Genomic DNA, 10,519 nt, shown 5'->3' with positions numbered 1-10,519 from the left:
CGACCTGCTGCACTCGGGCAAGCGCATCGTGCAGGGCCTGCCCATCGCCGCGGCCGCGGTGTCCAAGGCCGCTGCCGAACTGCACGAGGACATCTCGACGACCATCGAGAGCGTGCTCAACCAGGCCCGCCAGCAGCACGAGGCCAAGCTGGCCGAGCTGGAGGCCGAGGTCGAGCGCGTCCGCAAGGCGCTCGCCGAGCTCGAGAGCTGAGCCGCCCCGGCTTCTGACCTTCGTCTTCGACACGCCGGAGGCGCACTAGCCGCACCGCCGCGCAAGACGAGTCCGAAGCGGGGAAGACCGCAGGCCGGGCGTGCCGTGTTGGCCCCTCGACGACACGGCACGCCCGCCACAACCTGCACCGATCGACCGAGCCGATCCACGTCACGGTAACCCGCGCTGCTGCGCGATCCGAACCGCAGCTCCGGCCACCAGCGCCGCCGCCTCCCCCGCAATTGGTCCGTTCCGCGCACATTTCGCGGAAACGTCCCACATCGCGCGCCCGGATGTACGACTATCTGGGCGAAGGGCCACCAAGCAAACGGAGGAGGCGCAGATGTCCGCGGACCTGGACGATCTGCAACGCAAGCTCGAGGCGCTGAAGGAGGCCGGGCGCCGAGCGGAACAGCAGATGGGCGACTTCGGCCGGATGCGCGAGCAGATCAGCGAACTGCAAGTCAGCACCACCTCGCCGGACCGCTCGGTGACCGTGGTCGCCAGCCCGGGCGGCGTGACGGACATCCAGTTCACCCAGGACGCGCTGCGCAAGTCCCCCGGCGACCTGTCCAACCTGGTCATGAGCACCCTCCAGCAGGCGGTCGCCGAAGCGGCCCGCCGCCAGGCCGACATCGTCCAGGAGTACGTCCCGGACAGCGACGTGCGCGAACAGGTCCTGCGCACCCAGGAACAGCTCTTCAACCCCGACGCGAACCAGCAGCGCAGCGCCCCGGCGGACGACCCGGGCGACGACGACATGCCCGACTCGTTCCTCGACGGCGGGCGGTGACCCGTGGGCGGCTACAAAGCACAACCGGACGCGATCACCAGCTGCGGCAACAACGTCGGAGGCCTGTCCAGCGAGGCGAACTCCATCAAGGAGAAGGCCACCTCCGCGCAGGTACCGGAGATCTCCTGGGGCCTGCTCGGCCTGGCCACCACCTACAGCTCGTACAAGGAGCTGCTGGACAAGTTCCAGCAGCACCTCGGTGAGATGGCGGAGGGGCTGACCAAGGCCGGCGAGGACATCAGCGAGTGCGGCAAGGACTACCAGAACGTCGATAGGGAGCTCGCCGAGAAGCTGAAGCAGATCAGGGTCGACGCCGGGAGCCAGTACTGATGCCCAGCAACCTCGAAGCGGCTTCCGAGAACAGCGCGCTCAACCCGACGGCCTCCCCGGTGGACGCTTCGGCGTTCGGGAAGCTGCCGTTCGTCAAGGACATCATCAGCGCCAGCGACAACGCCGGGAAGGGCGACGTCGAAGCGGTCAAGGGCGACATCGAGAGCTACCTGTCCAGCGCGACCAGCTTCGCGATGGACCCGATGAGCTTCCTGATCGGCACCGGCGTCGAGTTCGTGATCAACTTCGTGGCCCCGGTGCGGGACGCCATCCAGCTCGTGACCGGTGACAGCGAGGCGCTCGCCGCCGGCGCGGAGGCCTTCGCCGGAGTCCAGGGCGACCTCGAGAAGCTGGCCACGACCTTGACCGACACGCTCGACGGCGAGCTCGCGGGCTGGGACGGCGAAGCGGCCGACGCCCTCCGCACCAAGATGGCGAAGTTCATCGAGGGCGTGCAGTCCACCGGCGGCCAGGCCAACAACATCTCCCAGCTGCTGCAGATGAGCGGCACCATGATGGAGGCGGCCGAAGGTGTCATCAAGGGCATCCTCGCGGACTTCCTGACCTGGGCGATCACCACCTGGATCACGGCGACCGCCTCCGCCGGACCGACCTTCGGCGGATCCATCGCCGCGGCCACCGCGGTGACCACGGCGGAAGCGGGCATCACCTGCGCCCGCGCCGCGCAGCAGATCCAGCGGATCACGTCGATCATCAGCAAGATCATGGACGTGATCACCGCGATCAAGGCGATCCTCGACACGATCCGCATCGTCGAGAGCGTCCAGAAGATCACCGACACCAGCAAGAACGGCGGCGACGGCAAGAGCGCTGCCGACACCGGCAGCGAAGCGCTGGGCAACGCGACGAAGGAGACCTCGGAAGAGCGGACGGCGCTGGGCCAGCTCGGCGACGGCTACGCCAGCGAGGCCAAGGACCGCGGCTACCAGGTCGACAAGCCGGACAAGGTCGGCCAGGAGGGCAAGATCTGGAAGGTCAACGAGGACGGCACCACCCGAACCCAGGTGGACAGCAGCGGGAACACCGTCACCGACGGGGACGGGAATCCTGTCACGTCCGACGTTCCGAATGAGCCGTCCAAGTTCGAGGCCGGCAAGTCCGTGTTCAACCGGACTGCGGAGGGGCTCGGCACCGCTGCGGACCAGCTGGAGAAGCAGGCCGAAGAGGGCGGATTCAGCGAAGTCCCCGCAGACGAGACGATCAGCGGCGACCTCAAGTGGTGACTGCGGGCTGAGTCGAGCAAGAGACGAGGCGCCTTCCAGTTCCGGAAGGCGCCTCGGTCTTTCGGCTCAGCCGAGCTGGGCCTGCACCTGCGCCAGCGGAACGTGCTGTTGGTCTGCTTGAATTCCTGCCGGATCCTGGTACGCGGCGGGAGGAATCCAGCGCACGATCTCATCGGCGACCCAGAGCAGTCTTTCGACCCCGTCCGGGGAGAGCTGACGAACTGTCCAGACGATGAGTTTGCGCCCGGACAAGCGGAAGTACGCACATCCGAGCCCGCTGGTCTTGGGCAGTCCTTTCTGCGACGTGTACAGCCAGAACGCACGTTGCGGCGTGAAAACCGCCTGCGCGTACGCAGGATCGGCGTCGTAGACGTAGTAGCTGTTCCACTTGTCCGACGTCTCCGGGTTGATGACCGGAACCTCAGCAGTGGAGCCGCCGCTGAACAGTCCCCGGGATCGGTTCAAGCTGAGCAGACTTCCGAAGTCGTCGATCCAGTCCCGCTTTTCATCGACCAACAGCTCGGGAACCGGAGCCGGCATTTCGACGACCGCCACGCTCAACGACTCCCACTTGCCAACGCTTCTCGAACTGTTCAGCGGTGCACCGCTGGTCGAGTAGACCGTCCGACCGCTCCCGCCCGCCAAGCCCTTGTACTTGAAGTCGATCTGCATCGCCACTGCCGGCATGCCCCGGTGAAATCCGCTCAGCGCGAGCGGGATCTGCTTCCTCCGGTACCGGTCGAACGGCTGCCCGGGCAAACCCTTCAGCGCACCCTTCGGAACGTTCCACGAGGTCCGCCAGCCCTGCTGCTGCATAGCTCCTCACTCTCCTTCCCGGCCAACGAACCGCTGCCATCGGCCAGCAGAACGACGTCCTCAGCCAACCGGAATCTGCCACTGCACCAGCGGAACGTGCCGCTGATCCGCCTGCGCGGCAGCCGGATCCTGGTACGCCGCAGGAGGAATCCACCGAACGATCTCGTCCGCAGCCGCGAGCAGCGCGTCCACGACCGCGACACCGCTCAGCTCGCTGTAGGCCCACACGACGAGCTTCCGCCCCGAGAGCCGAAAGAACACCGGCCCGCTGGAGCGGTTGCTCTTCAGCCAGGTCGCCCGCTCCGGCGTCAGCACCGCGTGCGCGTACGCGGGATCGGCGTCGTACAGGTAGTAGTCGCCGAGGTAACCGTCCGCCGCGCTGAACGCGATGGACGGGCCACCCGTCGCGACCTGGCCGACGGCGCGTCCCTGGAAGAGCCGCTGCGCCTTGTTCAGGAAGAACAGGCTTTCCACGTCACCGAGCACGTTCCGCTTGGTGCCGACCAGCAGTTCCGGCACGGGCGCCGGCAGTTCGACGACCACGGCGCTGATCGTCGTCGTGTGCTCGACGGTCTTCGACGGCTCGACGTACCTGTCCGCCCCGGGCGAGTAGTACGACGGCCCCGTGGTCGCCTTGTGCAGGTGCCGGAAGTCGACCTGCGCGACCATCGCCGGCGCACCCCGGTGGTGGCCGCGCATCAGCACCGGAACCTGCTTGCGCCGGTACTCGTGGAAGGGCTGCCCGCGGAGCTGGTCCAGCACGCTCGACGGCACGTTCCAGGCGACCTGCCACCCCTGCTGCTGCGCCCACTGCGCCAGTGGAGCCCGCGCAGGTTCCGGGCTCCGGACCTCGCCTTCGCACCAGACCCGCACCGGCCTGGAGTTCAGCAGGAACGCGCACCCGAACATCAGCAGCGCGATGCCCAGCCCGATCAGGAGCGATGCCACGCTCCCAGTGCTCGCCGCGCCCATGATGAGCGCGGCGAGCACCATCACCAGGCCGAAGAACACCTCGACGCCGAACAGGACTCCGCGCGCGGACTTCTTCCCGAGCCAAACCCCGATCAGCAGCCCGACGCGAACGAGCGCACCGACGACGACCAGCAACAGGCGGACCGCGTTCGCCGCGCCGTACGAACTCGATCCGAGCCCCAGAACCCAGACCAGCTCGAGCAGCGCGTCGACGGCCATCACAGCCGTGATGACCAGCAGAAACACCGTCGGTGGGTGCGCCGGGCGCACCCTTTCGGTCTGTCGGTTCATCACGACGTTCCCCATCGACGTGGTTGGTCACCTGCCGCCGCACACCGTAACCGGCACACCGCGGCGCTCAAGCCCCGAACAGGCGGTTTCCGGACGGATCACTCCTCAGCCACGCAGGCCGCAGCACGGGAGTTCACAACACCGCAGCCCGGTCCGGCCGGAGGTGGTGACGGCCGGTGGGTTGCTCGTCGGGGTCCTGCACGGGGAATTGCGGCGCTATCTCAGGCTCCGCAACCCGATGCCGTTCGATCCCGCGCTCAGCCTCGACATCCGCTATCAGGTGCCAGACCGTGTACTCGCCATCGCCTGTTCCTGCGTGCTGACCTGCGGCGAACCGCAGCCCGGGCACGGAGACGTGAGTGAGGAGCAGAGCGAGGATGAGCAGGTTGAACAGAATGAAGGTGCTCAGCTGGATCCAGAACATGGCTATGTCCTTCCAAATGCGGTGTTGTGGCTGGTCAGGTTTCGTGAGTGCGGATGGTGGTAAGAGCGACCATCGTCACTCACGTAGACGTCAGGGCTGTGCGGCGAGGACGCGCCAGCAGTCCATGCAGGTCTGCTCCCGCACCCAGTCCACTTCGGACCGGTCGTGGAGTTCCGAGGCCTCGGCTTCCGCACCGCAGTAGGCCTCGACGGTGTCCTCTGGCGGAGATTTCGTTGCCGCGATGGGAAAAGCGTGACGACCGCCGGTGACCGGACGCCACACGTAGGTCAAGTAACCAGACATGAGCAGCCTCCACTGCTGAAACGGATAGCTCTGCATTGACCGGTGACCGGGCGCGCGAGGGAGGGGACGCAGGCGCCCGGTCACCGAGGTGGGCTGACGCGGCGGAGGTCGGGGGCAAACACCGCACCAGCCCGGCTAGAAGACCCGCCCCGCCTTTGACCTGTGAGAAACCGACGGGACGGGCTGTCGGGGCCAGCAACTCGCGCTGCGTAACCGTCCGACGACAATCAAGGTAGTCCACGTAATTACGTGGCGTCGATACTTCGAACGTGTGGATCTACGTACTGAGTTCGTGAAAGGTGGTGCAAGATGGGGGAAACCCGACCACCGACGGAGGTAGGCATGGCCGCGATCTCGCCCGAGGAAACCGGCTTCCAAGCGGATGACGGCCTCGAACTCGGGCCCACCCTGCGCAGACGACAGCTCGGACGGAAGCTCCGCGGTTACCGCGAGCAGGCCGGACGCAAGGTGGCGGAAGCAGCCAAGTACGCCGGATTGCGCGATGCGACGGTGAGCCGAATCGAGAACGGTCGACACGCCATCAGGCCAGGCAACGTCCGACTCCTGTGCCAGTTCTACGGTGTCGGCGCACCGACCGTGGACACGCTCATGCGACAAGCCGAGGAGTCGAACGACCGCGGCTGGTGGACCGCGTTCTCCGACACCCTGGAGGACTGGTTCGAGACCTACGTCGACCTGGAAAGCGACGCCCGCGAACTGCTCACCTACAGCCCGACGCTCGTGGACGGGCTGCTGCAAACACCGGAGTACGCGTTGGCCGTCATGCAGGGCGGCTGGCCGGAGATCACCAAGTCCGATCTCCACCGATCCGTCGAACTCCGGCAAGCACGGCAGGAGAAGCTTCACCAACGAGGTTCGACGAAACAACTCCACGTCGTGTTCGACGAAGCGGTCCTCCGCAGGGTCGTCGGCGGCCCCGAAGTCATGCGCGAACAGCTCGAGTCGCTGATCGAGTCGGCGGCGAAACCGAACATCACCATCCAGGTGATCCCGTTCTCCGCCGGAGCCCACGCAGGCATGAAGGGCGCCTTCTCCGTCCTCCGGTTCCCCGAAGGATTCGAGGACATGAACTCGGTCTACCTCGAGAACCAGCGCGGATCCGTGTGGCAGGAACGCCCCAACGACGTGGACCACTACAGCAAGGTCTTCGAGAAGGTGAGCGAGCAAGCGCTCTCAACCTCGGAGACGACCGAACTGATGACTAGCCTGGTCAAGCACCTGTGAGGAACCCGGCTAGGGAGAAAAATGATCGACATGTCGCGTGCCGACTGGCGCAAGAGCAGTCGGAGTGGCAACACGGGCCAGTGCGTCGAGTTGGCCCAGAACCTGCCCGACGTCTCCGCCATCCGTGACTCGAAGGCCCCGGAGCAGGGCGCCCTGGTCTTCACCAAGCCCCAGCTCAGCGCCTTCCTGACCAACGTGAAGGCAGGCCTGCTCGACCGCTGACACCGAACAGAGCCCCATCCCGGACACCGCGCCAGGATGGGGCTCTCCCATATCCGCGCTCCGTTTCCGCTGGTTGCGACTCGTGAGTACTTTGGGGTGCTATAGCCCCACAAAACACTCACGAGACCTGACCAGCAGAAACGGAGCCATCCCCGAGAACTGCGTTGAGTTCGAGCGCGACGGGGCGTCGGTCAGCCGTTGGGGTAAGCCGCCGTGATCGCGTGCGCACGCCACCTCGCGAACTGCGCGTACATGTCGTGGAGGAGATACAGGTCGCGGCGGCGGGTCCAGGGCTGGCCGGAGAGCTCGTCGTAGGTTCCGGGCATGGTGACGCCTTCGGGCGCGAAGGCCGTCATGCCCCGGTCGCGCGTGGTCAGAACGCAGCGCTTGACGTGGTCGCGGAACCCGACCACCCCTGCGGTGCCCGACGTGCCGCCGCGAAATGCGACGACCTGCTCCGCAACACCGTCGGTGCTCAGGTAGACGATGGTCCCGTCCGGCTGGACCACCGGTTCGACCGAGGTCACGCGATCCATCGAGTACTTGGTCTCGAGGAAATGGGCGATCTCCCACTGCGCGAAAACAGGGATGTCACGCGCTGCCCGGACCTTCGCCACGGCGTCCGCGAGAGCCTCGTTCACGGGTCCGGGCTCGTACCTGACGCGTGACGGGTCGCCGCCACCGGCCGGCGGGCGATTCCCGAACGAGTACGCCACCACGTAGTCGAGGCTCGCGATCGGCGCGACGGGCGGGTGCCAGTTGAAGCCGATGTCCTCGACAGCGGGCTCGACGGCGGCGGCCGTTGCCGCGTCGTCCAGCTCACGGGTGAGCGCGTCAAGCATGATTCGCTGCAGCGCACGGTCATTGGAAGGACTCGCGTTGGCCGGCGCCGCCTCGAGGAGGGGCATCGACGCCGCCGCGAGCGCGGCGGCCGAAACGAAGGAGCGGCGGTCCATGAGCGGCCTTTCGAGCGGGGAGAACATCATTCCCCCGCAACGTAGTTCCGCAGGATGAATCCCGTCCGAATTCAAGGCGTGCGGCGCATGCACGAGACCAACCAGCCGATGGCTCCGTTTCCGCTGGTTCCGACCCGTGAGCACTTTGGGTCGCTATAGCCACCCAAAACACTCACGGGACCTGACCAGTGGAAACTGATCGCTACGCTGAAAAACCATGGGCAGCGAGGACTTTCACGCGGAATCCCTTGAGGCGCGGCTGACGCGCGTCGAAGCCGCGCTCTACCGCCTCATCGCCTGACGCGAAAACCCTTGCTGCGCATGGCGAAGGGCCCCTGTCCGGAGGAGTCGGACAGGGGCCCTTCGGTCAATCGATCAACTTCAGCGGTAGTCGCGGCCGAAGTCGTAGTCGTCCAGCGGGACGGCCGCACCGGTGCCGGCGCCGAACACATCCGGGGTGTAGTAGCTGTCGTCGTAGGACGGGATCGCGTACGCCGCGGCCCGCGCCTCCTCCGTCGGCTGCACCTGGATGTTGCGGTACCGGTTGATGCCCGTACCAGCCGGGATCAACTTACCGATGATCACGTTCTCCTTCAGGCCGACCAGCTTGTCACTCGCGCCCTCGATCGCGGCGTTGGTGAGGATGCGGGTCGTCTCCTGGAAGGAGGCCGCCGACAGCCACGACTCGGTGGCCAGCGACGCCTTGGTGATGCCCATCAGGACCGGACGGCCGGACGCCGGGTCGCCGCCCTCGGCGACGACGCGGCGGTTCTCCGCCTCGAACTGCGAGCGCTCGACCGGCGAACCGGGCAGGAACTCGGTGGCACCCGAGTCGATGATGATGACCCGGCGCAGCATCTGGCGGACGATGACCTCGACGTGCTTGTCGTGGATGCCCACACCCTGCGACCGGTACACCTCCTGCACCTCGCGCACCAGGTGCAGCTGGGCCTCGCGCGGGCCCATCACGCGCAGCACCTCGTGCGGGTCGACGGCACCTTCGAGCAGCTGCTGACCGACCTCGACGTGGTCGCCGTCGGAGATCTGCCGCTCGCTGCCGTCCACCGAGATCGCCGCGAGCCGCTGACGCTTGGACAGCTTGTCGTAGACGATCTCCTCGCCGCCGTCGTCCGGAATGATCGTGATCTTCCAGTAGCGGTCGTTGTCCTCCAGCCGGACGCGACCCGAGGTGTCGGCGATGGGCGCCTTGCCCTTCGGGACGCGGGCCTCGAACAGCTCCTGGACACGCGGCAGACCGGTGGTGATGTCGTCACCGGCGACACCGCCCTGGTGGAACGTACGCATCGTCAGCTGCGTACCGGGCTCACCGATCGACTGGGCGGCGACGATGCCGACGGCCTCGCCGACGTCGACCAGCTTGCCGGTCGCCATCGAACGGCCGTAGCAGACCGCGCAGACGCCGACGCCGGACTCGCAGGTCAGGACGCTGCGGACCTTGACCTTGGTGACCTTGGCGGCGAGCAGCTTCTCGATCGCCGGGTCGCCCAGGTCCGAACCGCGGGCCAGCACGATGTTGCCGTCGGCGTCGGTGACGTCGTCGGCCGTGGTGCGGGCGTAGATGCTGGTCTCGACGTGGGCGTCGCGCAGCAGCTTGCCGTCGGGCAGCAGCTCCGCGATCGGCATCTTGATGCCGCGCTCGGTGCCGCAGTCCGTCTCGCGGACGATGACGTCCTGCGAGACGTCCACCAGACGACGGGTCAGGTAACCCGAGTCAGCGGTACGCAGCGCCGTGTCGGCCAGACCCTTTCGAGCACCGTGGTTGGAGATGAAGTACTCCAGCACGGACAGGCCCTCGCGGAAGTTCGCCTTGATCGGGCGCGGGATGTACTCACCCTTCGGGTTCGACACCAGACCACGCATACCGGCCAGCTGAACGACCTGGGTCATGTTACCGGCGGCCCCGGACTTCACGATCGTGCTGATCGAGTTGTCCTCGGGGAAGTTGGTCTCCATGGCCTCGGCGACCTCGTCCTTGGCCGCCGTCCAGACCTTGACCAGCTCCGCGTTGCGCTCCTGGTAGGACAGCGCACCGCGGCGGTACCGCTTCTCGACCTGGTCGGCCTTGGCCTCGTACCCGTCGAGGATCTCGGTCTTGTTCGGCGGCACGACCACGTCGGTGATCGACACGGTCACACCGGAACGGGTCGCCCAGTGGAAGCCGGCGTCCTTCATCTTGTCCAGCGTCTGGGACACCGTGACCATCGGGTACCGCTCGGCGAGGTCGTTGACGATCGCGGCCTGCTTCTTCTTCGGCAGCAGGTCGTCGACGAACGGGTAGTCGTCGGGCAGCAGCTCGTTGAAGAACACCCGGCCCAGGGTGGTCTCGGCCAGCCACGGCTGACCGGGCTCCCAGCCCTCCGGGGTGGCGCCGCGCGACGGCACGACGTCCTTCAGCCGGATCTTGATCTTGGCCTGCAGCCCCAGCACACCGCGGTCGAAGGCCATGATCGCCTCGCCGACCGAGGAGAACGCCAGGCCCTCGCCCTTGGCACCGTCCACCTGCTTGGTCAGGTGGTACAGGCCGGTGACCATGTCCAGACGCGGCATCGCCAGCGGGCGACCCGACGCCGGGGACAGGATGTTGTTGCTGGACAGCATCAGGATCCGGGCCTCGGCCTGGGCCTCGGCCGACAGCGGCAGGTGGACCGCCATCTGGTCACCGTCGTAGTCCGCGTTGAACGCCTCGCAGAC

At 66.8% G+C, this 10,519-nt stretch carries 12 protein-coding genes; 6 read left to right on the top strand and 6 right to left on the bottom strand.

Annotated elements, in window-relative coordinates; genetic code table 11:
- From ABTZ89_RS29000 to ABTZ89_RS28985, 4 genes are all read left to right on the top strand, one after another.
- On the top strand, positions 1-211 hold a 211-nt coding region (locus ABTZ89_RS29000; RefSeq protein WP_351050561.1), incomplete at its 5' end, for a DUF6319 family protein.
- 343 nt (positions 212-554) lie between these two features.
- Positions 555-1,004, top strand: a complete 450-nt coding sequence (locus tag ABTZ89_RS28995) for a YbaB/EbfC family nucleoid-associated protein (RefSeq protein WP_351050558.1) — start codon at positions 555-557, stop codon at positions 1,002-1,004.
- Between the two features lie 3 nt (positions 1,005-1,007).
- Positions 1,008-1,334, top strand: coding sequence for a hypothetical protein (locus tag ABTZ89_RS28990; RefSeq protein WP_351050555.1), 327 nt, complete (start codon positions 1,008-1,010; stop codon positions 1,332-1,334).
- Positions 1,334-2,578: a WXG100 family type VII secretion target gene (locus tag ABTZ89_RS28985; protein WP_351050552.1), complete on the top strand. Its 1,245-nt coding sequence runs from the start codon at positions 1,334-1,336 to the stop codon at positions 2,576-2,578. The genes ABTZ89_RS28990 and ABTZ89_RS28985 overlap by 1 nt, the downstream gene beginning before the upstream one ends.
- A gap of 66 nt (positions 2,579-2,644) precedes the next feature.
- Here ABTZ89_RS28985 and ABTZ89_RS28980 read toward each other — a convergent pair whose 3' ends face one another.
- From ABTZ89_RS28980 to ABTZ89_RS28965, 4 genes are all read right to left on the bottom strand, one after another.
- Positions 2,645-3,394 (bottom strand): hypothetical protein, encoded by a 750-nt coding sequence (locus tag ABTZ89_RS28980; protein ID WP_351050549.1) that lies wholly within the window; start codon positions 3,392-3,394, stop codon positions 2,645-2,647.
- Positions 3,395-3,454: 60 nt separating this feature from the next.
- Positions 3,455-4,657 (bottom strand): hypothetical protein, encoded by a 1,203-nt coding sequence (locus ABTZ89_RS28975; RefSeq protein WP_351050546.1) that lies wholly within the window; start codon positions 4,655-4,657, stop codon positions 3,455-3,457.
- Between the two features lie 133 nt (positions 4,658-4,790).
- Positions 4,791-5,081 (bottom strand): hypothetical protein, encoded by a 291-nt coding sequence (locus ABTZ89_RS28970; protein WP_351050543.1) that lies wholly within the window; start codon positions 5,079-5,081, stop codon positions 4,791-4,793.
- A gap of 90 nt (positions 5,082-5,171) precedes the next feature.
- Positions 5,172-5,384, bottom strand: coding sequence for an HC3 family zinc finger protein (locus ABTZ89_RS28965; protein ID WP_351050540.1), 213 nt, complete (start codon positions 5,382-5,384; stop codon positions 5,172-5,174).
- A gap of 342 nt (positions 5,385-5,726) precedes the next feature.
- Here ABTZ89_RS28965 and ABTZ89_RS28960 point away from each other — a divergent pair, with 342 nt between their 5' ends.
- Both ABTZ89_RS28960 and ABTZ89_RS28955 read left to right on the top strand, forming a co-directional pair.
- A complete protein-coding gene (locus tag ABTZ89_RS28960; RefSeq protein WP_351050537.1) occupies positions 5,727-6,629 on the top strand; it encodes a helix-turn-helix domain-containing protein in 903 nt (300 codons plus the stop codon).
- Between the two features lie 30 nt (positions 6,630-6,659).
- A complete protein-coding gene (locus ABTZ89_RS28955; protein WP_270947577.1) occupies positions 6,660-6,851 on the top strand; it encodes a DUF397 domain-containing protein in 192 nt (63 codons plus the stop codon).
- A 191-nt stretch (positions 6,852-7,042) separates the two neighbouring features.
- On the opposite strand, the gene ABTZ89_RS28950 is transcribed toward ABTZ89_RS28955, so the two are convergent.
- Together ABTZ89_RS28950 and ABTZ89_RS28945 are read right to left on the bottom strand one after the other, a co-directional pair.
- Positions 7,043-7,837, bottom strand: a complete 795-nt coding sequence (locus tag ABTZ89_RS28950) for a hypothetical protein (protein ID WP_270947576.1) — start codon at positions 7,835-7,837, stop codon at positions 7,043-7,045.
- A gap of 351 nt (positions 7,838-8,188) precedes the next feature.
- On the bottom strand, positions 8,189-10,519 hold a 2,331-nt coding region (locus tag ABTZ89_RS28945; RefSeq protein ID WP_502949611.1), incomplete at its 5' end, for a DNA-directed RNA polymerase subunit beta'.

The sequence above is a fragment of the Saccharopolyspora sp. NPDC002686 genome (assembly GCF_040295745.1).
In the GTDB taxonomy this organism is placed as follows: domain Bacteria; phylum Actinomycetota; class Actinomycetes; order Mycobacteriales; family Pseudonocardiaceae; genus Saccharopolyspora; species Saccharopolyspora oryzae.
The sequence above is the reverse complement of the archived record's forward strand: the minus strand, read 5'-3'. Positions and strand labels throughout refer to the sequence as shown.

What these genes read in the sequence shown, in the direction of transcription:
- ABTZ89_RS28985 (WP_351050552.1), top strand. Translation starts at nt 1,334, where the DNA reads ATGCCCAGCAACCTCGAAGCGGCTTCCGAGAACAGCGCGCTCAACCCG.
- ABTZ89_RS28955 (WP_270947577.1), top strand. Translation starts at nt 6,660, where the DNA reads ATGTCGCGTGCCGACTGGCGCAAGAGCAGTCGGAGTGGCAACACGGGC.
- ABTZ89_RS28980 (WP_351050549.1), bottom strand. Translation starts at nt 3,394, where the DNA reads ATGCAGCAGCAGGGCTGGCGGACCTCGTGGAACGTTCCGAAGGGTGCG.
- ABTZ89_RS28995 (WP_351050558.1), top strand. Translation starts at nt 555, where the DNA reads ATGTCCGCGGACCTGGACGATCTGCAACGCAAGCTCGAGGCGCTGAAG.
- ABTZ89_RS28970 (WP_351050543.1), bottom strand. Translation starts at nt 5,081, where the DNA reads ATGTTCTGGATCCAGCTGAGCACCTTCATTCTGTTCAACCTGCTCATC.
- ABTZ89_RS28960 (WP_351050537.1), top strand. Translation starts at nt 5,727, where the DNA reads ATGGCCGCGATCTCGCCCGAGGAAACCGGCTTCCAAGCGGATGACGGC.
- ABTZ89_RS28950 (WP_270947576.1), bottom strand. Translation starts at nt 7,837, where the DNA reads ATGATGTTCTCCCCGCTCGAAAGGCCGCTCATGGACCGCCGCTCCTTC.
- ABTZ89_RS28965 (WP_351050540.1), bottom strand. Translation starts at nt 5,384, where the DNA reads ATGTCTGGTTACTTGACCTACGTGTGGCGTCCGGTCACCGGCGGTCGT.
- ABTZ89_RS28975 (WP_351050546.1), bottom strand. Translation starts at nt 4,657, where the DNA reads ATGAACCGACAGACCGAAAGGGTGCGCCCGGCGCACCCACCGACGGTG.